15 protein-coding genes and 1 pseudogene are annotated in these 22193 nt (G+C 68.6%); 4 read left to right on the forward strand and 12 right to left on the reverse strand.

Annotation, left to right across the window (positions count from 1 at the left end; all coding sequences use genetic code 11):
• Positions 1–593: pseudogene (locus tag V6M56_RS07000) on the reverse strand (hypothetical protein); the annotation flags it as partial.
• A gap of 179 nt (positions 594–772) precedes the next feature.
• On the opposite strand from V6M56_RS07000, the gene aptA reads away from it, so the two are divergent.
• Positions 773–2113: an omega-aminotransferase AptA gene (gene aptA / locus V6M56_RS07005; RefSeq protein WP_332682402.1), complete on the forward strand. Its 1341-nt coding sequence runs from the start codon at positions 773–775 to the stop codon at positions 2111–2113.
• 127 nt (positions 2114–2240) lie between these two features.
• Here the strand turns inward: aptA and V6M56_RS07010 are convergent, their stop codons facing one another.
• The 6 genes from V6M56_RS07010 to V6M56_RS07035 form a co-directional block, all read right to left on the reverse strand.
• Positions 2241–2735, reverse strand: a complete 495-nt coding sequence (locus V6M56_RS07010; protein ID WP_332682404.1) for a peptide deformylase — start codon at positions 2733–2735, stop codon at positions 2241–2243.
• Positions 2736–2912: 177 nt separating this feature from the next.
• A complete protein-coding gene (locus V6M56_RS07015) occupies positions 2913–5117 on the reverse strand; it encodes a 3-hydroxyacyl-CoA dehydrogenase NAD-binding domain-containing protein (RefSeq protein WP_332682406.1) in 2205 nt (734 codons plus the stop codon).
• 14 nt (positions 5118–5131) lie between these two features.
• Positions 5132–5767 carry a cysteine hydrolase family protein gene (locus tag V6M56_RS07020; protein WP_332682408.1) on the reverse strand — a complete coding sequence of 212 codons (636 nt, stop codon included), beginning with the start codon at positions 5765–5767 and terminating at the stop codon, positions 5132–5134.
• Between the two features lie 2 nt (positions 5768–5769).
• A complete protein-coding gene (locus V6M56_RS07025) occupies positions 5770–6978 on the reverse strand; it encodes an acetyl-CoA C-acetyltransferase (RefSeq protein WP_332682409.1) in 1209 nt (402 codons plus the stop codon).
• 211 nt (positions 6979–7189) lie between these two features.
• Complete coding sequence (locus V6M56_RS07030) at positions 7190–8986, reverse strand: acyl-CoA dehydrogenase C-terminal domain-containing protein (RefSeq protein ID WP_332682410.1); 1797 nt, start codon at positions 8984–8986, stop codon at positions 7190–7192.
• 294 nt (positions 8987–9280) lie between these two features.
• Positions 9281–9745: a MerR family transcriptional regulator gene (locus V6M56_RS07035; protein ID WP_332682412.1), complete on the reverse strand. Its 465-nt coding sequence runs from the start codon at positions 9743–9745 to the stop codon at positions 9281–9283.
• A gap of 371 nt (positions 9746–10116) precedes the next feature.
• Between V6M56_RS07035 and V6M56_RS07040 the strand changes: the two genes are divergently transcribed.
• The 3 genes from V6M56_RS07040 to V6M56_RS07050 all read left to right on the forward strand — a co-directional run bounded on the left by V6M56_RS07040 (position 10117) and on the right by V6M56_RS07050 (position 15499).
• Positions 10117–13653, forward strand: coding sequence for a hypothetical protein (locus V6M56_RS07040; RefSeq protein WP_332682413.1), 3537 nt, complete (start codon positions 10117–10119; stop codon positions 13651–13653).
• Positions 13654–13805: 152 nt separating this feature from the next.
• Complete coding sequence (locus V6M56_RS07045) at positions 13806–14735, forward strand: sulfite exporter TauE/SafE family protein (protein WP_332682414.1); 930 nt, start codon at positions 13806–13808, stop codon at positions 14733–14735.
• Entirely contained in the window at positions 14732–15499 is a 768-nt protein-coding gene (locus tag V6M56_RS07050; RefSeq protein WP_332682416.1) for a TIGR02186 family protein, read from the forward strand. The genes V6M56_RS07045 and V6M56_RS07050 overlap by 4 nt, the downstream gene beginning before the upstream one ends.
• A gap of 42 nt (positions 15500–15541) precedes the next feature.
• On the opposite strand, the gene V6M56_RS07055 is transcribed toward V6M56_RS07050, so the two are convergent.
• The 5 genes from V6M56_RS07055 to V6M56_RS07075 all read right to left on the reverse strand — a co-directional run bounded on the left by V6M56_RS07055 (position 15542) and on the right by V6M56_RS07075 (position 22190).
• A complete protein-coding gene (locus V6M56_RS07055) occupies positions 15542–16798 on the reverse strand; it encodes a molybdopterin molybdotransferase MoeA (RefSeq protein WP_332682418.1) in 1257 nt (418 codons plus the stop codon).
• Position 16799: 1 nt separating this feature from the next.
• Positions 16800–17330, reverse strand: a complete 531-nt coding sequence (gene mobB, locus V6M56_RS07060) for a molybdopterin-guanine dinucleotide biosynthesis protein B (protein WP_442881101.1) — start codon at positions 17328–17330, stop codon at positions 16800–16802.
• Between the two features lie 179 nt (positions 17331–17509).
• Positions 17510–18514, reverse strand: a complete 1005-nt coding sequence (locus V6M56_RS07065) for a formate dehydrogenase subunit gamma (RefSeq protein ID WP_332682420.1) — start codon at positions 18512–18514, stop codon at positions 17510–17512.
• An 86-nt stretch (positions 18515–18600) separates the two neighbouring features.
• Complete coding sequence (gene fdh3B, locus V6M56_RS07070; RefSeq protein ID WP_332682421.1) at positions 18601–19197, reverse strand: formate dehydrogenase FDH3 subunit beta; 597 nt, start codon at positions 19195–19197, stop codon at positions 18601–18603.
• A 14-nt stretch (positions 19198–19211) separates the two neighbouring features.
• The gene (locus V6M56_RS07075; RefSeq protein ID WP_332682422.1) at positions 19212–22190 is read right to left on the reverse strand and encodes a formate dehydrogenase subunit alpha; all 2979 of its coding nucleotides are present in this window, start codon (positions 22188–22190) and stop codon (positions 19212–19214) included.
• Positions 22191–22193 lie beyond the last annotated feature (3 nt).

Raw genomic sequence — 22193 nt, forward strand, 5'->3', positions numbered from 1 at the left:
GGCACGGCCACTTGCAGCGCCGTCTCCTGCCGGGCGTCGTCCCCGTGCCAGCGCCAGAAGGCGATCGCGGCGAGGCCGAGCGCGAGCGCGGCGCAGGCGGCGTAGAGCCAGTAGCGCGAGGACCCGGCCGCGGCCGCAGCGCTCTCGGCAGGGACTTCAGCCTCGACACGTGTCGCCGTCGCGGCCGGGACAGGCGGCTCCATCGCCAGGTCGGCCGCCTCGGCCGGCGCAAGACGCTCGAAGACCGGCACATAGGCGCCGACCGGAACGGCGATGCGGATGGGATCGGCAATGCCCTCGGCAGCGAAATAGAGGTTCAGCGCCTTGCGCAGGCGGCCGGCCTCGACGCGCACGATCGGGTCCGCCTGCGGGTCGAAATCGGGCGGGCGGCCGAAAGCCTCGACGGCGATCGTATAGCCCTTCACCTCGCCGGCACGCCCGGCGAGCGTCTGCTCGACGACATAGGTCAGGAAGGCCGTGAGCTGCGGGGCGCTGCGGAAGATGTCGGAGGCGAGCACACGCTCCAGCTCGGCACGGATATCCTCCGGCGCCAACCCGTCTTCCCCGTCCAGACCTGCGGCGCGAACGACCATTGGGGCGTGGTCCAGTTTATCCCCTCCCAGAAGCTACGCCAGAAACGACGTTACGTCATCTTCGCCGCGCGAGACCCTGTCGCCCGCCCCGTGCAGGCATGCCCCGCCCCGCTGCGGATTTACAGCCCGTACCGCGCTGCTAGGTTGAGGAAGTTTTAAAAAGCCGACAGGACCGGGCCATGACCTCTGCGCCGAGCGCGATTGCCACGCCGAACGATCTCGAAGCCTACTGGATGCCGTTCACGGCCAATCGCTCGTTCAAGCAGAATCCGCGCATGGTCGCCCGGGCCGAGGGCATGTTCTACTACACGCCCGAGGGCAAGCCGGTGATGGACGGCACGTCCGGTCTCTGGTGCTGCAATGCCGGCCATGCCCGCGAGCCGATCATCCAGGCGATCCAGGCGCAGGCGCGCGAACTCGATTACGCCCCCTCCTTCCAGTACGGCCACCCGAAGGTCTTCGCCGCCGCGGCGCGGATCGCGGCGCTGGCGCCGGGCGATCTCGACCATGTCTTCTTCGCCGGCTCCGGCTCGGAAGCGGCGGACTCGGCGCTGAAGATCGCGCTCGCCTACTGGAACATCTCCGGCAAGGGCTCGAAGACCCGGCTGATCGGCCGCGAGCGCGGCTATCACGGCGTTGGCTTCGGCGGCATCTCGGTCGGCGGCATGGTCAACAACCGCAAGTTCTTCGGCGGGCTCCTGACCGGCACCGACCATATCTCGCACACCTATGATCGCGAGAAGCAGGCCTTCAGCAAGGGCGAGCCGGAATATGGCGCCCATTTCGCCGACGACCTCGAGCGCGTCGTCGCGCTGCACGACGCCTCGACCATCGCCGCCGTGATCGTCGAGCCGATGGCGGGCTCGACCGGGGCGCTGCCGCCGCCGAAGGGCTATCTCAAGCGCCTGCGCGACCTCTGCGACAAGCACGGCATCCTCTTGATCTTCGACGAGGTCATCACCGGCTTCGGCCGGCTCGGCTATGCCTTCGCCGCCGAGCGCTACGGTGTCATCCCCGACATGATCACCTTCGCCAAGGGCGTGACCTCGGGCACGGTGCCGATGGGCGGCGTCCTGGTGCGCAAGCACATCTACGACGCCTTCATGGGCGGGCCCGACAACGTCATCGAGCTGTTCCACGGCTACACCTATTCCGGCCACCCGCTGGCAGCGGCGGCCTCGCTCGCGGCGCTCGACATCTATCGCGAGGAAGGCCTGTTCGAGCGCGCCCGCGACATGGAAGGCGCCTGGGCCGATGCGGTGATGAGCCTGAAGGGCGAGCCGAACGTGGTCGACATCCGCACGCTCGGCCTGGTCGGCGCCGTCGACCTCGCGCCGCGGGCGGAGGGCGTCGGCAAGCGCGCCTTCGAGGCGATGGACCGCCTGTTCCGGGAGGAGGGCCTGATGGTCCGCACCGCCGCCGACACGATCGCCTTCTCGCCGCCGCTGATCATCACCGAAGGCCAGGTCGGCGAGCTGGTCGAGAAGCTGAGGCGCGTGATCCGGGCCGTGGCGAACTGAGCGGAACAGACGTCATTCTCGGGCGAAGCGAAGCGCAGACCCGAGAATCTCCGGCAGGAAGAAGCACCAGAACCTCCTGCGGCACGAGATGCTCGGGTCAAGCCCGAGCATGACGCCCCTTAGAGACCTACCCCCGCCGCAGCTTGTTGAACCGCGCGATCAGCCTGTCGCGCTTGAGGCGGGACAGGCGGTCGATCCAGAAGATGCCGTCGAGCTGGTCGATCTCGTGCTGGTGGCAGACGGCGAGCAGGCCACTCGCCTCCTCGGTCTGCTCGTTGCCGCCGAGATTCTGATAGCGGACCCGGATACGGGCGTGGCGTTCGACCTCGTCCGTCACACCGGGCATCGAGACGCTGCCCTCCGTGTGGCGGATCGTCTCGGGCGAGACCCAGTCCAGCTCGGGATTGACGTAGGTTCGGACCTCGCCGGGCGTCAGCTCCAGCACCACCACCCGCGCGAGCACGCCGAGATGCGGCGCGGTGATGCCGATGCCCGGCGCCGCGCGCATCGTCTCCAGCAGATCGGCCGCAAGCACGCCGAGTTCCGCGTCGAAGCGCGTGACCACAGCGGCGGCCATGCGCAGCCGCGAATCGGGGAAGCTCAGGATCGGCCGTATGGGCATGGTCGGACGCGCCTCGATTGCTCGACGATACTATGCCCCTCATCCTGAGGAGCGCCGCAGGCGCGTCTCGAAGGATGCTCCAGATGGTTCCAGAGCCTCCTGAACCATCCTTCGAGACGCCATTCCTGCCGGAAATGGCTCCTCAGGATGAGGGCTGAAGAGTCCGGGAGCTCCGCCTCAGGCCGCCGCCTTCTTCTCGGCCGCGCCGTAGAAGCTCTCCCCCGTCTTGGCCATGCGCTTCAGCATCTTGTTCGGCTTGAAGCGCTCGCCATGCTTCTTCGCCAGGCCCTCGCAGAGCTTGACGAAGGCGGCGGCGCCCATGTTGTCGATATAGGAGAGCGTGCCGCCGCTATAGGGCGCGAAGCCGAAGCCGATGATCGAGCCGACATCGGCCTCGCGCGGATCGGTGACGACGCCTTCCTCATAGGTCCTGGCCGCCTCCAGCGCCTGCGTCACCAGCAGGCGGTGCTTCAGCTCTTCCATGTCGACCAGTTCGGGCTCGAGCCGGTTCTGCGTCAGGTCGGCGAGGCCCGGCCAGAGCCGCTTCGGACCGGCCTCGGGGTAATCGTAGAAGCCCTTGCGGTTCTTGCGGCCGAGCCGGCCGTGCTTTTCGACCATGTCGGAGAGCAGCTTCTCCTGCGCCGGATCGACCGCGCCCTCGCCGAGTTGCGCCTTGGTCGCCTTCAGCACCTTGTACGCCAGATCGACCGCGACCTCGTCGTTGAGCGAGAGCGGGCCGACCGGCATGCCGGCCTGCTTGCCGGCGGCCTCGATCATCGCCGGCGGCACGCCCTCCATCAGCATCAGATGGCCTTCGCGGATATAGTTGCCGACGCAGCGATTGGCGTAGAAGCCGCGGGTGTCGTTGACCACGATCGGCGTCTTCTTGATGGCCCGGACATAGTCCAGCGCCATGGCGAGCGCCTTGTCGCCGGTCTTCTTGGCCTTGATGACCTCGACCAGCAGCATCTTCTCGACCGGCGAGAAAAAATGGATGCCGATGAAGTTCTTCGGGCGCTGGGAATGCGAGGCAAGACCGGTAATGGGCAAAGTGGAGGTGTTGGAGCCGAAGATCGTCTTGGGACCGACCACGGCCTCGACCCTGGCGATCACCTCGGCCTTGACCTTGGGGTCCTCGAACACCGCCTCGATGACGAGGTCGCAGCCCTTGAGATCCGCATAGTCGGCGCTCGCCTTGATGCGGCCGAGCAGCGCATCACGATCGGCGGTCTTGGCGCGGCCCTTCATGATCTGGTCGGAGACCAGCTTGTGCGAATAGGCCTTGCCCTTCTCGGCCGCCTCGATGTCGCGGTCGACGAGCACGACGTCGAGGCCGGCCAGCGCGGTGACATAGGCGACGCCGGCGCCCATGAAGCCGGCGCCGACGACGCCGACCTTCTTCAGCTTGCTCGGCGGGACATCGGCGGGACGGCGGGCGCCCTTGTTCAGCTCCTGCATCGAGACGAAGAGCGAGCGGATCATCGAAGCCGCCTCCTTCGTCCGCAGGATTTTTGCGAAATAGCGGCTCTCGACCCTGAGGGCGAGGTCCATCGGCAATTGCAGCCCCTCATAGACCGCCGAGAGGATGGCGCGGGCCGCCGGATAATTGTCGTTGGTCTCGCGGCGATAGATCGCATTGGCCGGCGGCCAGATCTGCATGCCGGCCGGGGAATGGACCTTGTTCGAGGGCAGCTTGAACTTTGGATCGTCCCAGGGCTGCTTTGCCTGCGGATTGGCCTTGAGCCATTCCTTGGCGGCCTGGACGATCTCGGCGCGCGGCAGGACGGCATGGACAAGGCCGGAATTGCGCGCCGGCAGCGCCTTGATCTGCTCGCCCTTGAACATCATCTGCAGCGCGTCGCCGGTCTGCATCAGGCGCGAGACGCGCTGCGTCCCGCCGGCGCCGGGGAACAGCCCGACCTTGACCTCGGGCAGGCCGACGCGCGTCGAGGCATCGTCCGAGACGACGCGCAGCTGGCAGGCGAGCGCCAGCTCGAAGGCGCCGCCGAGGCAGACGCCATGGATCGCGGCGGCGAACGGCTTCCCGCAGGTTTCGAGCTTGCGGTAGAGCAGCGAGAGCTTGCGGCTCTCGTCGAAGAAGCTCTGCATCGCGACCTGCTCGCCCTTCTGCTTGGCCAGCCCGACATAAAGGTCGCGCAGGCCCTGCAGCATGGTGAGATCGGCACCGCCGGAGAAGCTATCCTTGCCGGAGGTGACGACGCAGCCCTTGATCGCCTCGGTCGTGGCGACCTTGTCGATGACCTGGTCGAGCTCGGCCATCACCTCGGGGGTGATGACGTTCATCGAGCGGCCCGGCATGTCCCAGGTCAGGGTGGCGATGCCGTCGGCGTCGGTCTCGAAGCGGAAATTGCTGAGGTTCATCGGTTGTCCTCCGGTCAGGCGGCGGGCTGCGGCGCGGCGGGCTCAGCAGTGATCTTGGCAGCGGTCTCGGCGCCTGCCTGCGCGACGGCCTGGATGATCCGATCCGCCGTGACGATCTCGGCGAACTCGTCGGAAAGATTGGACAACGTCATGGCGTGGATCGCCTCGGCGCTGTGGTGGTCGCCGTCCGGACCGGTCCGCTCGAAGGTCCAGATGGCGTCACGCACCAGGCGGGCGTCGAAGCCGAGATTGCCGGCCATGCGCGTCGTCGTCTCGACGCAGTGGTTGGTCGTCGCACCGACGATCACCAGCGTCGAGAGCGCGGCACCGCGCAGGCGCGCTTCGAGGTCGGTGCCGATGAAGGAGCTGTTGACGTGCTTGATCAGCACGGGCTCGCCTGACTGCTCGCGGGCGACATCGCTGACCGCATAGCCCGGCCGCCCGGCGCACAAGCGCGATTCCGGCTCGAGCGAGGCGTGGCGTATGTGGATGATCGCCGCGCCGACCTTGCGGAACGCCGCGAGCAGCTCGGCGATCTTCGCCTCGGCCTGCGGGTTGTTGCGCCGGACGCCCGAGGCGGCGATCTCTTCGAAGGCCTTCTGCACGTCGATGACGATCAGAGCGGTGTGGGCGAGCGCGAGCGGCTTCATGCTCACACCCGCTCGATGATCGTCGCGACGCCCATGCCGACGGCGACGCAGAGCGTCACCAGCGCGACCTGCTTGTCGGTGCGCTCGAGCTCGTCGAGCACGGTGCCGAGGATCATCGCGCCGGTCGCCCCGAGCGGGTGGCCCATGGCGATGGCGCCGCCATTGACGTTGAGCACGGCGTCGTCGATGTCGAAGGCCTGCTGGTAGCGCAGCACGACCGAGGAGAAGGCCTCGTTCAATTCGAACAGGTCGATGTCCTTCGTCGTCATGCCCGCCTTCTTCAGCACGAGCTCGGTGACGTCGACCGGGCCGGTCAGCATCAGCGCGAGATCGGAGCCGGTGGTGGCGAAGGCGCGGATGCGGGCGCGCGGCTTCAAGCCCGCCGCCCGGCCGGCCTTCTTCGAGCCGACGAGCACGGCCGCCGCGCCGTCGACGATGCCCGAGGAGTTGCCGGCATGGTGGACGTGGTTGATGAACTCGACATCCGGGTGGGCCGCGGTCGCGACCGCGTCGAAGCCGCCCATCTCGCCCATCTGGACGAAGGAGGCCTTAAGCGAGGCGAGCGCCTGCATGTCGGTGGTCGGGCGGATGGTCTCGTCGCGGTCGAGGATGATCAGCCCGTTGACGTCGGTGACCGGGATCACCGAACGCTTGAAGCGCCCGTCCTCCCAGGCCTTGGCGGCGCGCTTGTGCGAGCGCACGGCATAGGCGTCGACATCGTCGCGGGAGAAGCCGTATTTGGTCGCGATCAGGTCGGCCGAGACGCCCTGCGGCATGAAATAGGTGTCGATGGCGACGGAAGGGTCGACCGCGATGCCGAAGCCCGAGCCGCCCATGCCGATGCGGCTCATGCTCTCGACGCCGCCACCGATCGCCATCTCCTTCTGGCCGGACATGACCTGCGCCGCGGCGAGGTTCACCGCGTCGAGCCCCGAGGCGCAGAAGCGGTTGATCTGGACGCCCGGCACTTCCTTGCCGTAGCCGGCTTTCAGCGCAACCGTGCGGGCGATGTCGGCGCCGGCCTCGCCGACCGGATCGACGCAGCCGAAGACGACGTCCTCGACCAGTTTGGTGTCGAGATTGTTGCGCTCCTTGATGGCGCGCAGGGTCTGCGTGCCGAGTTCGATCGCGGTGACCTCGTGGAGCGAACCGTCGGCCTTGCCCTTGCCGCGCGGCGTCCGGACGTGATCGTAGATGAATGCGTCAGCCATAGTGAAGGCCTCCGGTCTGGCCGCAGCGGCGGCTCGTTAGTCGGCATCTCGAGGTCCGGCGGACCAATGTAGACTACGGAACCGCGCCGTCATCCCGGATGGAGCGAAGCGGAACTCCGGGATCCATCGTAAAGCGGTGCTCCCTACGATGGATCCCGGATCGGCGCCGCTTCGCGGCTTGTCCGGGATGACGCGCGATGGCTTGCGCGCCCTAGAACTGGTCCGCGCTCAGCGCCATGGTCGAATCCGCGCCCGCGGTGATCCGCGCCAGATGCGCGGCCGTCTCCGGCAGGGTGCGCTCCATGAAGAAGCGGGCGGTGACGAGCTTGGCGTTCATGCGCTCGGTCGCGCCATTCGCGCCGGCCTTGAGCTTGTCCTGCGCGACCTTGGCCATCTTCGCCCACATATAGCCGAGCGAGACGAGGCCGAGCAGGTGCATGTAGTCGTTCGCCCCTGCCCCGGCATTGTCGGGCTTGGCGAGGGCGTTCTGCATGAACCACATCGTCGCTTGCTGGAGGTGGCAGAGAGAGAGCTGCAGAGAATCCAGCAGCGGCTTCAGCGCCTCGTCCGCCTCGTTCTCCTTCACGAAGCCGCCGACCTCGTTGAAGAAGGCCATGATGGCGCGGCCGCCATCGCGGCCGAGCTTGCGGCCGACCAGGTCCATCGCCTGCACGCCATTGGCGCCCTCATAGATCATGGCGATGCGGGCATCGCGCACGAATTGCTCGACACCGGTCTCGGCGATGTAGCCATGGCCGCCATAGATCTGCTGCGCCTTCACCGCGTTGTCGAAGCCGGTATCGGTGAGCACGCCCTTGAGCACCGGCGTCATCAGGCCGAGCTGGTCGTCGGCCGCCTGGCGCTCGGCGGCGTCGCCGGAGCGGTGGGCGACGTCGGACTTGATAGCGTTCCAGAGCACGAAGGCGCGCGCCGCCTCGTTGAAGGCCTTGATCGACATCAGCGTGCGGCGGACATCCGGATGGACGAAGAGCGGGTCGGCCGGCTTGTCGGGGTTCTTGGCGCCGGTCAGGGCCCGGCCCTGCAGGCGGTCCTTGGCGTAGGCGACGGCGTTCTGATAGGCGACCTCGGACTGCGCCAGCCCCTGGATCGCGACCCCGAGGCGGGCCTCGTTCATCATCACGAACATGGCGTTGAGGCCCTTGTTCTCGGTGCCGATCAGCCAGCCCTGCGCGCCGTCGTAGTTCATGACGCAGGTCGAATTGGCGTGGATGCCCATCTTGTGCTCGATCGAGCCGCAGGAGACCTTGTTGTTCTCTCCGACGGCGCCGTCCGCGCCGACCGCATTGCGCGGCACGACGAAGAGCGAGATGCCCTTGACGCCGGCCGGTGCACCCTCGATCCGGGCGAGCACGAGGTGGATGATGTTCTCGGTGATGTCCTGCTCGCCGGCCGAGATGAAGATCTTGGTGCCGGTGATGGCGTAGGAGCCGTCGACCTGCGGCACGGCCCTGGTCTTGATCAGGCCGAGATCGGTGCCGCAATGCGGCTCGGTCAGGTTCATCGTGCCCGACCAGACGCCCTCGATCATCTTCGGCAGATAGGTGCGCTTCTGCTCGTCGGAGCCGTGCACATAGAGCGCCGCGATCGCACCCATGGTCAGGCCGGGATACATGGCGAAGGCCATGTTGGCGGCGGAGGCGTATTCGTTCATCACAGCGCCGAGCGTGTAGGGCAGGCCCTGGCCGCCATATTCCGGGTCCATGGCGAGGCCGATCCAGCCGCCCTCGGAATAGGCGCGATAGGCCTCCTTGAAGCCCTTCGGCGTCGTCACCGTGCCGTCGGCGTTGCGCTTGCAGCCTTCCTGGTCGCCGGAATGGTTGAGCGGCTGGAGCACTTCCTCGCAGAGCTTGGCGCCCTCGCCCAGCACGGCCTCGACCAGGTCCGGCGTGGCGTCGGCGAAGCCCGGCAGGTTGTTGTAGCGCTCGAACTGGAAGACGTCGTTCAGGAGGAACAGCGTGTCCTCAACGGGGGCCTTGTAGACCGGCATCGCATCCTCCCTGTCGTCCAAAACGCGTTCTGGCGAAGCAGCCTGCCGGTGCGAGATGACAGCGGCGCTTCGAGATAGTTCATATATAAACTATCTGGCCGTTCCTTGCCAAGAGGGAGGCCGAAGTTTTTTGGGCGTGCGCCTGCGGCTCGGAGCTGGAACTCGGGAACTGGGAAACTCAGCTGCAGGCTACGCGCGTTCGCGCTGCCGACAAACGGAAAACGCCCCGAACCCGGCAAGGTTCGAGGCGTTTAAGACCGGGTCGCGGCGGTGCGTGACCGCCGGCTGCGCGCTTCAGGCGCCGAGGCGGGCCAGCGTGCCTTCGAGCTCGGCGATGGCGCCCTCGATCTCGCTGCGCTGGGTCCGCAGCAATTCGAGCTGCTCGGTGATCTGGGCGCGGGTGAGCTGCAAGCCACCGACGGAGGCCGACTTCTCCTGGCCCTCGCCGCCCTTGCTCTCCTCATTGGCGAGCATGGCGCGAATCTCGACGAGCGTGAAGCCGAGCTGCTTGCCCTTGAGAATAAGGGCGAGGCGCGCCCGGTCGCGGCCGGAATAGATGCGGGTCATGCCTGAACGGGCCGGAGCGAGCAGGCCACGCGACTCATAGAAGCGCAGCGTGCGCAGCGTCACGCCGAAGTCGCGGGCGAGATCGCTGATGGTGAAGCCGCCGGCGGCATCGTTCGAAACGGAGGGAGTGGAAGGCGAGGTGCGGCCGTCATGACTTGCAACGGCCGCCAGAGCAGAGCTTTGGCGCGACATGGATATGATCCTTGGAAAGGACGTGTGTGGGGCAACGGCGCTGGGCGGCTGCGATGGCGTAGCGATCCGTATTGCGGGCGGAGATAGGGCGCAACGCTCCCTTACGTCAGGTAATCTTCCCCTTTCGGTAGGTAAGTTACCGTTACGTCCGCCACGCCAAGGGGTGCCGCAAGGGGAATTTGCAGAAAATTAACCTCCGCGGCCGATTTCTTAACTGTCCGTTTACCGTGTCTGCGAAAAGTCGGGGGCGCGACCATGAGGAGCATCCGCCGCAACAGGATCTTCACGTTTCATGGATTCGCAATGGGAAGCAGCGGCGCAGGGGGCTGTGCATCCCAAAGAGAACACCGGCCCCGTAGGCGAGCGTGACAATGGCGACTAGCCTGCCCTGGAGCGTGAAGGGCGTCGACCCGCGCACCCGCGACGCGGCGAAGGCCGCTGCCCGGCGTGCCGGCATGACGCTCGGCGAATGGCTCGACAACAAGATCCGCGACGAGGCCGAGGACGAGACGCCCGCGCCCGCGCCCGCCAAGACCGAACAGCTCGACATCGCCGCGCTCTCCGAGCGCCTCGCCAGGCTCTCGCAGGGCGAGATGCAGACCGCCAGCCCGGCCGCTCCGCCTCCCCAGGCCGCGCCGGGCCTTCCCCGCGACCGCATCGACGCCTTCATCACCCAGGCCGCGATGGCCGAACGGCTGACCCGCGACGCCGGCGCCAAGACGGCCGGCGCCCTCGATTCGATCGCCAAATGGATCGAGAAGACCGAAAGCCGCCTGTCGATGGGCGAGCGCGCCACGGCCGAGCGCCAGGAGCGCGCCACCAACGTCATCGCCGACGCGATCAAGACGATGGGCGAGCGCATCGCCGAGATCGAGCGCCAGAGCGCCGAGGCGAGCCGCAAGGCCGCAGCGGCCACCGTCGCGCCGCCGGCGCCGGCTCCCGCGCGCCCCTTCCTCAGCCGCGACGGGCTGGCGGCCGCCGTCTCCGACATCCGCTCGCGCCAGCGCACGCTCGATGCCGAGCCGACCCCCGCCACCACCGCCTTCGAGCGCGGCAATCCGGCGCAGACGCTGGCCGGGCTGCGCGAGGATCTGCGCCATCTCAGCGCCCGCATCGCCCCGGCCCAGCCGGCGATTTCGCCCGCCGCCCGCCTCGAGGAGCAGCGCACCGCCTTCCAGCCGCTCGAGCGCGCCATCGGCGATCTCGGCTCCCGGCTCGAAAGGCTGGACGGCCGCGACCGGCTCGACCCGGTGCTGAAGCCGCTGGCGCGGATCGAGGCGGAGATCACCCGCCTCTCCGACAACCGCTCCCAGGAGGGGCTGAGCCGCTTCGAGCTCGAAATCGCCCATCTCGCCGCCAAGGTCGACGCCCTCGTCGCGCGCGGCAGCGACCGCGGCACGGTCGCGCCGGTGCTGCGCGAGATCGCCGAACTGCGCGAGCTGGTGTCCTCCTCCTCGGAAAACCGCCGCCTGGACGACCTTTCGCAGCAGCTCGGCTCGCTCTCCTCGGAGATCGGACGCCTGCGCGAGGCACAGCCCGACGGCCGCGAACTGCGCAACCTGTCGCTCGCCATCGAGGATGTGCGCGACACGCTGGTGAGCGACCGCTCGCGCGAGCGCCTGGGCGACAGCGTCCCACTGATGGCGCTCTCGCGCCAGGTCGAATCGCTGGCCCAGAAGATCGAGTCGCTGCCGTCGATGAAGGCCTCCGTCATCGACGGCCAGGTCAACCAGCTCGTCGCCCGCCTCGACGAGCTCAACGCCATGGGCCGCCCGGCCTCGGACGAGCTGTCCGGGCGCATCGAAGCGCTGGTGGTCAGGCTCGAGAACCTCGCCGACCGCCCCGCGAACCCGCTCGACGAGCGCATCGACGCGCTCCAGCAGCAGCTCGAGACCATCGCCCGCCAGGGCCCGTCCAATGTCGAGAAGCAGATCGAGGCGCTCGCCGGCCGGATCGAGTCGCTCGCGGCCTCCGGCAACCTCGCCCGCATGGTCGAGGACGACGGCGGCGTGCCGATGGCCCAGGTCGACATGCGGCCGGTCGAGGAGATGCTGCGCACGCTCGCCAGCAAGATCGACGAAGCCGGCCGGCCCGGCGCCGGCGCGGATTCCTTCGACGCGCTCGAGCAGCAGATCGCCGGCCTCGCGCACCGGCTCGACGAGGCGGCGGCGACCCGCTCGGCCGAAACCGGCATCGAGCGGACGCTGCAGGACCTCGTCGTCCATCTGCAGAGCATGCGCGAGGACACCGCCGCGGCGGCGGAGCGCGCCGCCCGCGCGGCGATGGCGGACATGGCGCCGCCGCGCGGCGCGAGCTTCGCCGAGCTCAGCAACCTGATGACCGGCCTGCGCGACACCCATGCCTCCTCCGGGCGCGAGACCCAGGATGCGATCGGCGCCGTTCACCAGACCCTGGAGACGGTCATCGCGCGGCTGGCGAGCCTCGAAGCCGAGCTCGGCGGCGAGCGCGGCCAAAGCGCACGCGGCGTGCCGCCGCTGCCGCCGAGCTCGGCCTCAAGGCTCGCTGGGGTGACTGCGATCGAGCCGGCGACCCTGCCGCCCGCGATCCCGCTCGGCGCCAGGCAAGATGAGCGCCTGGTGGCCTCGCGGGCGCCCGCAGCCGGTGCGTTCGACCTGCCGCTGGAGCCGGGCTCCGGCCGCCCGCGCGTCGAGGCCGCGCCCGCCGCGAGCGATCCGCAGTCGGTCCGCCAGAGCCTGATCGCCGCCGCCCGGCGCTCGGCCAAGGCGGCATCAGAGGCCGCCACCGCTCCCGCCGTCACGCCGGAACCGGCCAAGCCCGGCAAGCCGGCCGCGACGGGCGGACGGCTCAAGGAGATCATGGAGAAGCGCCGCCGGCCGCTGCTGCTCGGCCTGGCCGCGGTCGTGCTGGCGATGGGCGCCGCCCATGTCTTCTCGGGCACGCTGCAGGGCGGCTCCAAGACGCAGGTCGCGAACGAGGCCGCGCAGGCCACCCCGCCCCGGGCCACCGCCGAGAAGGACAGCACGGAGAAGGCCAGCACCGAAGCGACGGCGCCGGCCGCGCCGGCGAAGGACCAGGGATCGGCGCTGGCGCCGATCCAGATCGGCGCCTCGCCCGCTTTGGCCGCGGCGCAGCCAGGGCTCGCAGCGACGCCCGAAGCCAGCCCCGCCGCAGCCGCACCGGTCGTCGCTTCCCTGCCGCCGACCACCGCGCCCGAGCCGCCCGAGAGCGTGACCGGCCTCGGCGAGATCCCGGCGACGCTGGGGACGAGCGGCCTGCGCAAGGCGGCCCTCGCCGGCGACGCGCGCGCCGTCTACGAACTCGCCACCGACGCCGCCGACGCGCAGGGCGCCGGGCGCGATCCAAAGCTGGCGCTGCACCTGTTCGAGCGCGCGGCCGTCGCCGGGCTGGCGCCGGCGCAGTTCCGCCTCGGCAACATGTTCGAGAAGGGCATCGGTACCGGCCGCGACGTGGCGCTCGCCCGGCTCTGGTATTCGCGAGCCGCCGAGCGCGGCAACGCCAAGGCGATGCACAATCTCGCCGTGCTCTATGCCGAGGGCGCCGGCGGCAAGCCCGATTATGCCACCGCGGCGGAATGGTTCCGCCGCGCCGCCGAGTTCGGGGTCCGCGACAGTCAATACAATCTCGCGGTCCTGCTCGGCCGCGGCCTCGGCGCGCCGGCCGATCTCGGGCTGTCCTATCGCTGGTTCGCCATCGCCGCCGCCCAGGGCGACGAGGATGCCGGCCGCAAGCGCGACGAAGTCGCGAGCCGCCTTCCTGCCGCCGACCTCGCCACCGCCAAATCGGCGGTCGACGCCTGGAAGCCGAAGCCGCTGGCGGCGCTCGCCAACGAGGTCGCGGCGCCGGCCAAGGGCTGGGACGAGGCGCCGACCGCAGCCAGGAAGCCGGCGAAGCCCAACCGCAGCTGAGACGGTGGCGCAGCCGGCGTCCCCCTCTGCGACCGAAGGCCCGAGCGAAAGCCTTTCAGAGCAAAGCAATCTGAAAGGGATTTTACGCTAGCGTCACCGTTTCGACGCCTTCGCATGGGAAGCCGTCGCGCCGGCTGACAGGGTTGAGAAGGGTGCAGATTTATCTTCCGATCGCAGAATTGCCGATCAGTGTCCTGCTCGTCCTGGGCCTGAGCGGCGCGGTCGGATTCATCTCCGGGCTGTTCGGCGTCGGCGGCGGCTTCCTGCTGACGCCGCTGCTGATCTTCCTCGACATCCCGCCGGCCGTGGCGGTCGCCACCGTCGCGGCCCAGGTCGCCGGTTCGTCGATGACCGGCGTGCTGACCTATTGGCGGCGCAAAGCGCTCGATTTCAAGCTCGGCGGGGTGCTGGTCGGCGGCGGTATCTTCGGCACGATCATGGGCGTGCTCTTCTTCAACTCGATGCGCCGGCTCGGCCAGCTCGAACTGGTCATCACGCTGGCCTATGTCACGCTGTTCACCTGCATCGGCGGGCTGATGCTGTTCGACGCGGTGCGCGCGGCGCTGCGCGACCGCAAGGGCAAGCCCGCCCGCCTGCGCCGGCGGGCCGGCATGCACCCGCCCTGGATGGGCCTGCCCTGGCGCATGCGCTTCTACCGTTCCCAGCTCTATGCCAGCGTGCTGCCGATCGCCGGGCTGGCGGTGGTGATCGGCTTCATCGGCGCCGTGCTCGGCGTCGGCGGCGGCTTCATCCTGGTCCCGGCCCTGCTTTATTTCTTCCGGGTTCCGCCCGCGGTCGTGGTCGGCACCTCGCTGTTCCAGATCCTCGTCACCATGACCGGTGCGACGGTGCTGCACGCCGTCACCAACCAGTCGGTCGACATCGTCCTGGCCATCCTGCTGCTGATCGGCGGCGTCATCGGCGCGCAATTCGGCGGGCGGGCGGCGCGCAACCTCAATGTCGGCTCGTTCCGGCTGCTGCTCGCCCTGCTGATCCTCTCGGTCGGCCTGCGTTTCGCCATCGATCTCTTCGTGCCGCCGGCCGAGCCCTATTCGGTGGTGATGCCGGAGGGCACAAGATGAGCTGGCGCCGGCTTGCGATCCTCGCCGCGATGCTCGCCGCCGCCTGCGCTCCGGCGGGAGCCGAGACGCTGATCGCGGCGCTGTCGACGCATCGCATCGCCATCACCTCGAACTATACCGGCGACCAGCTCACCGTCTTCGGCCTGGTCGAGCGCGAGGGCCGCACCGCCGCCCGCGCCGACCCCTACGACATCGTCGTCACCGTGCGCGGCCCGCCGCGCATGCTGATCGTGCGCGAGAAGGAGCGCGTCGGACCGCTCTGGATCAACCGCCAGCAGCGCCGCTTCGCGGACCGCCCGATCTTTCTCAGCGTCTCGAGCAACAGGCCGATCGACGAAATCCTGTCGCCGGATGCCGCGCGCCGCGAGCGCGTCGGCCTGGCGAACGCGCAAAGGACGCCGGCGGGGCGCGAATTCGAGTTCGGCATCGGGCCCTATCGCGACGCCTTGATCCGCATCCTCGAGGAGAAGCAGCTCTACAGCCAGGACGAACGCGGCGTCACCTTCCTCTCGCCGACGCTGTTCAGTGCCCCGATCAGAGTGCCCGCCACCGCCCCGACCGGCTCCTACGAGATCGAGATCGTGCTCTATTCCGGCGGAGCGGCGCTGGCGCGCCAGACCACCAATTTCGAGGTGATCAAGACCGGGATGGAGCAGAGCCTGGCCTCGGGCGCGCATGAGCAGCCGCTGCTCTACGGCCTGGCCACCGCCGCGCTCGCCTTGCTCTTCGGCTGGCTCGCGACCACCATCTTCCGCCGCGACTGAGGGCGCTGCCGCCGACCTGCAGCGCATCCCGCAATGACGGGTTCAGCCGGTCAGCGCGTCATAGGCGAAGAAGGGCGCGAGCGTCCCTTCGGCGACGGAGGTCAGCTCCTCGCCCAACTCCACCAGCCCGTCGGTCTCGGTCAGCGAGGTCAGGATGCCGGCGCCGTCGCGGGGATGCTTGCTGGCGAGCGCGATGCCGTCCGCGCCCGGCGCCAGCGAGACGCGGACATATTCGCGCCGGCCGGCCTTCTTGCGATAGGGGAAGCCGAGCCTGACCGGCAGGCCCTGCGGGCGCGCCGGCGTCGTCCCGGCGAGCAGTGCGATCACGGCGCGCGCGACGAAGGCGAAGGTGACGAAGACGGCGACGGGATTGCCCGGCAGGCCGAGAAAGGGCTTGCCCTCGATCAGCCCCATCGCGACCGGGCGGCCGGGCTTGATGCCGATGCGCCAGAAGGCGAGCTCGCCGACCCGCGAGACGGCCGCCTTGACGTGGTCCTCCTCGCCGGTCGAGACGCCGCCCGAGGTCAGGATCAGGTCGCAATCCCTCGCCGCCGCGCGCAGGCGCTCGCCCAGGCTCTCCGGCTCGTCCCTGAGAATGCCGAGATCGACGACTTCGGCGCCGGCGCGCGCCACCAGCGCCCGCAGCACGCTGCGATTGGCATCATAGATGCCGGCCGGCGGCAGCGGGGCGCCGGGCTCGTTGAGCTCGTCGCCGGTGGAGAACACCGCGACCCTGACGCGCCGGCGCACCGCGACCTCGGTGAGGCCGAGCGCGGCGAGCAAGGCGAGGTCCTGCGGGCGCAGGCAGCGGCCCGCCGCCAGCACCGGCGCGCCGCGGGCGACATCCTCGCCGGCGGGCCGGGCATTGGCGCCGCGCTTCAGGCCGGCTGGCAGCCGGACGAAAGTCTCATCGGCTTCGACATCCTCCTGCATGAAGACGGTGTCGGCGCCGGGCGGCATCGGCGCGCCGGTGAAGACCCGCACCGAAAAACCCGCGACGGCGAGGCTTGCGGCATCGGCTCCTGCCGCGATCCGGCCCGAGAGCGGCAGGCGCGTCTCGCCGGCCGGCGCGAGGTCGGCGAAGCGGACCGCATAGCCATCGACCGCCGAATTGGCGAAGGGCGGCAGGTCGCGCGGTGCCGCGATATCGGCTGCCAGCACGCGGCCATCGGCGGCGCCCAGCGGCACGGTCTCGACTTCGGCGACGGCGCGGATGCGCTCGGCCGCCAAGGCGGCGGCCTGCTCGATCGTCATCAGCGGCCCGCCGAAGACCGCGGTATCCTCACTGAGCTGCGCCATCTCAGCCCTCCCCTCGGGCGCGCGCCAGCACCTCGGCGAGAGGCTGCGCGCGGGCGAACAGAAGATCGGCGATCGCAGGCACGTCGTCGAGCCCGAGCACCGGCCGGCCGGCATGCGGAAAGGCGAGGTCGCTCGCCACGGCGACGATGCTCGGGTCGCCGGGATGCAGCGGCGGCTTGCCGTTGGCGGCGCGGTACACTTCGAGCTTGGCGTGCGGATCGCGCTTGAAGCCCTCGACGATGACGAGGTCGACCGGCGAAAGCCGCGCCAGCAGCTCCGGCAGCGCCGCCTCCGGCTCGTCGCGCAATTCATGCAGCAGCGCCCAGCGGCTGGCCGAGGAGACCAGCACCTCGGATGCGCCGGCCTGGCGATGCGCGAAGGAATCCTTGCCCGGCGTATCGAGATCGAAGGCATGGTGGGCGTGCTTGATGGTCGAGACCGCAATGCCCCGGCCCGCGAATTCCGGGATCAGCCGGGTGAGAAGGGTCGTCTTGCCGGCTCCGCTCCAGCCTGCCAGCCCGATCACGCGCATCGAAAACGACATCTCCAAAACGAAACCGGGCGCGAAATGCGCCCGGCTGTCATCTTGCGGATCGGCCCCGGCGGTCAAGCCTTGCCGTCATTGCGAGGCGGCGAAGCCGGCGAAGCGCTCCAGGGCAATGTGGCGCAAGACCCCTGGATTGCTTCGCTTCGCTCGCGATGACGACGGCGTCACTCCGCCGGTTGCAGGGTGGCGCCGGGCCTGTGGCCCTTCTGCGCCTCCTCGGCGACCCAGAGCGAGTGGTGCTGCCTGGCCCAGTTGAGATCGACCTCGCCGGAACCCATGGCGTCGAAGGCGCCCTCCATGCCGAGGGTGCCGATATAGATATGCGCCAGGATGACGGCGACCATCAGCACCGAGACGATGCCGTGGACGACATTCCAGAACTGCAGCTCGAGCACCCCGCCGGCGAAGCTCGGGAACAGCAGATAGACGCCGGAGACCGAGAGCGCCGCGCCGCCCAGCACCACGGCCCAGAAGATCATCTTCTGGCCGGCATTGAAGCGCCGTGCCGGCGGGTGCTCCTTGCCGACGATGCCGCCACCGGCGGCGAGCCAGCGCAGGTCGACCGAGCCGGGGATGTTGTCCTTGATCCAGACCAGGAGCATCAGCACGATGCCGAGCATGAACGGCCAGGCCAGGTAGTTATGCGACCACTTGGCCACCACCGAGACGTTGGTGAAGGCCTGCGGCCCGATCAGCGGCAGCAGCAGCATCTTGCCGAAGGTGACGTTCAGCCCCGACAGCGCCAGCACGATGAAGCAGGCGGCGGTGAGCCAGTGCATGAAGCGCTCGAAGGCGTTGAAGCGGGTGAGCGTCTGTCCCGAAAATCCGGCTTCGACCCGGACCCGGCCGCGGAAGAGGTAGAAGGCGACGAGCAGGATCAGCATGCCGAGCACGGCGATGGCCCCGGTGCGCACCATCGTGCCCTGATGGAAGGCACGCCAGTCGCGTCCGGCCGGGCGCTCCAGCGTCGCGGCCTTGGTGTCGGGAATCGTGATCCGGCCCCGCAGCTCGGCGGAAGAATTGCCCTTCAGCGCATCGAGGAACTGCTGTTCCTTGACCGAATTGGCGGTCGGATTGACCTGCTGGGCGCTGGCGGGAGCTGCGAAGACGAGCGCCAGCGAAAGCAGGAGCCCGCTGAGCAGGAAGCGGAGATGAGCACCGAGCGGCATGGCGGCGTCCTTTCGCGAAGGCGGATCAGAACCGGGGGAGGAGCACACCCGACCTTTCCGGCCGTGGCACGCCCCTCCCCCCGAAATCAGATGGCGATGGTTTCCCGATAGGCGGTCTGCCACCCCCAGGCGCCGGAACCGTAGCCGCGCTTGACCACGCGCTCCTTGTAGATCTGCGCGATGATCTCGCCGTCGCCGGCGAGCAGCGCCTTGGTCGAGCACATCTCGGCGCAGAGCGGCAGCTTGCCCTCGGCGAGACGGTTCGAGCCGTATTTCTGGAACTCGGCCGGCGACAGATCGGCTTCCGGGCCGCCGGCGCAATAGGTGCATTTGTCCATCTTGCCGCGCGAGCCGAAATTGCTGACCTTCGGATATTGCGGCGCCCCGAAGGGGCAGGCGTAGAAGCAATAGCCGCAGCCGATGCAGAGATCCTTGTTGTGCAGCACCACGGCATCGGCCGTGGTGTAGAAGCAGTCGACGGGGCAGACCGCCGCGCAGGGCGCGTCGGTGCAGTGCATGCAGGCCATCGAGACCGAGCGCTCGCCGGGCTTGCCGTCATTGATGGTGACGACGCGCCGGCGGTTGATGCCCCAGGGCACGTCGTTCTCGTTCTTGCAGGCGGTGACGCAGGCGTTGCACTCGATGCAGCGGTCGGCGTCGCAGAGGAATTTCATCCGGGCCATGGTTCAGTTCCTCCTCACGCCGCCGCGATCTGGCAAAGCGTGGCCTTGCCTTCATGCATGCCGGTCACCGGGTCGTAGCCATAGGTCGTGATCGTATTGGCCGATTCGCCGAGCACGATCGGGTCCGTGCCCTGGGGATAGTTGCCGCGCTGGTCGACGCCCTGGAAGAAGCCGCCGAAATGGAAGGGCATGAAGGCGGCGCCCTTGCCGACACGATCGGTGACGAGGGCCTTGACCCTGGCCTTGGAGCCGTTCTCCGGACCCGAGACCCAGACGAAGGCGCCGTCGCGGATGCCGCGCTCGCTGGCGTCCGCCGGATTGATCTCGACGAACATGTCCTGCTGCAGCTCGGCCAGCCATTTGTTCGAGCGCGTCTCCTCGCCGCCGCCCTCGTATTCGACGAGCCGGCCCGAGGTGAGGACGATCGGGAAGGATTTGGCGATGCCCTTCTCGACCGCCGCCTTCTGCATCGAGGTGTGCAGGTTCGGGATGCGCAAGGTGCGCTCGTCGGGACGGGCCGGCCATTTCGCCACCAGGTCGACGCGCGGCGAATAGATCGGTTCGCGATGGACCGGCACCGGGTCGGGCAGGTTCCAGGCATTGGCGCGCGCCTTGCCGTTGCCATAGGGCACGCAGCCATGCTCCATCGCGACGCGCTGGATGCCGCCGGAGAGGTCGATCGACCAGCTCACCCCATCGATATTGTTGCCGCCGATGCCGGCGATGACCTCGGTCTCGGCCGGCGTCAGGTCCTTGTCCCAGCCGAGCTTCTTCAGCACGCCCATGGTGAACTCGGGATAGCCGTCCTGGATCTCCGAGCCCAGCGAGTAGGAGCCGCCCTCGGCCAGCATCGTCTCGTTGACCTTGCTGCCGTCCGGCAAGGTGCGCTCGCGCGTCAGGCCGAAGCGCGGGCGGAAGGTGCCGCCGCCGTCCCTGGCCGCGAGCGAGGTGTTGTAGAGGATGTGCGAGCCCGGATGCTTGAACTCCGGCGTGCCCCAGCACGGCCAGGGCAGGCCGTAGAAATCGTTCTCGACGGGCGAGCCCTTGGCGCCGCGCAGCGTCACCAGGTCGAACTTGTCCTGGTTGGCCATGTGCAGCTTGAGCCGCTCGGGCGACTGGCCGGTATAGCCGGTCGACCAGCCGCCGCGGTTGATCTCCTTGAGGATCGACTCCGCCGTCGGCTCCGGGCCGATCTTGCTCTGGATCATCTCATAGGGCTTGAACATCGCCTCGCCGAAGCCGAGCTTCTGCGAAAGCTTGTAGATGACGGCGTAGTCGCTGGCGGATTCGAAGATCGGTTCGACGACCTTCTCGCCCCATTGCAGCGAGCGGTTCGAGCAGGTGCGCGAGCCCGAGGTCTCGAACTGGGTGCAGATCGGCAGCAGATAGGTGCCGTTCTTGCGGCCGCCGAGCGAGACGAAGTTGGTCGGGTGCGGATCGGCGACCACCAGCAGGTCGAGCTTCTCCAGCCCCTTTACCATATCGGTCATGCGCGGGATGGAGTTGCCGCCATGGCCCATGACGATCATGGCCTTGAGATTGTCCTTCTGGTCGACCTGCTCGGCCGGCAGGTTGGTGGCGTCGAACCAGCGGGTCGAGGTGAGGCCCGAGAGCTCCATGTTCTGCTTGCGGGTACGGGCCGGCCGGCCGGCCTTGGCCGGGACCTCGTCGAAGCGCGAGACGAAATAGTCGTAATCGACGTTCCAGACCCGGGCCCAATGGCGCCAGCCGCCCTCGACCAGCCCGTAATAGCAAGGCAGATTCGAGACATCGAGGCCGAAATCGGTGGCGCCCTGGACGTTGCAATGGCCGCGGAAGATGTTGGCGCCGGTGCCGTTCGCGCCGACATTGCCGGTCGCCAGCAGCAGGGTGCAGATCGCGCGGACATTCGCCGTGCCGACCGAATGCTGGGTCACGCCCATGCACCAGACGAAGGTGGCAGGCTTGACGGTGGCGAAGGTCTGGGCGACGCGCTTCATCTGCTCGCCGGGAATGCCGGTGATGTCCTCGACCGTCTTGGGATCGTATTTCTCGACCTCCTTGCGGACGTCCTCCATGCCGTGGACGCGCGCGGCGATGAAGGCCTTGTCCTCCCAGCCGTTCTGGAAGATGTGCCAGAGCAGCCCCCAGATCACCGCGATGTCGGTGCCGGAGCGGAAGCGGACATAATCCGTCGCATGCGCCGCGGTACGGGTGAAGCGCGGGTCGAAGACGATGACGTTGGCGCGCTGCTGCTCCTTGCCCGACAGGACATGCTGCATCGAGACCGGATGCGCCTCGGCCGCGTTCGAGCCCATGACGAGCACGGTCTTCGAATTGCGGATGTCGTTGTAGGAATTGGTCATGGCGCCGTAGCCCCAGACGTTGGCCACGCCCGCGACCGTGGTCGAATGGCAGATGCGCGCCTGGTGGTCGACATTGTTGGTGCCCCAGAAGGCCGCGAACTTGCGGAACAGATAGGAGCCTTCATTGGAGAACTTGGCCGAGCCGAGCAGGTAGACGGAGTCGGCGCCGGACTTGCCCCGGATCTCCATCATCTTGTCGCCGATCTCGTTGATCGCCTGGTCCCAGGACAGGCGCTGCCATTGCCCGTCGACCAGCTTCATCGGGTATTTGATGCGGCGGTCGCCATGGACGAGCTCGCGCACCGAGGCGCCCTTGGCGCAATGCGTGCCGCGGTTGAGCGGGCTCTCCCAGGCCGGCTCCTGGCCGACCCAGACGCCGTTGGCGACCTCCGCCTTGACCGTGCAGCCGACCGAGCAATGGGTGCAGATGTTCTTGACGATCTTGGTGCCGGTGGCCGGCCCCGGGCTCGCGGCTTCCGCCTTGCGGACGGCGCCGATCTGCAGGGCGCCGGCGGCCGCAAGGCCGCCCGCGACGAGGCCGGAGCGGCGCAGGAAGGAGCGGCGATCCATCACGCCCGTGGCGAGGCCGCCAAGGGCGGATTGCAGCCGTCCGCGCTGGACATCGGCGGATTTGCGCTTGATCAGCATGAC

The sequence above is a fragment of the Allobosea sp. genome, from assembly GCF_036675845.1.
Lineage (GTDB): Bacteria > Pseudomonadota > Alphaproteobacteria > Rhizobiales > Beijerinckiaceae > Allobosea.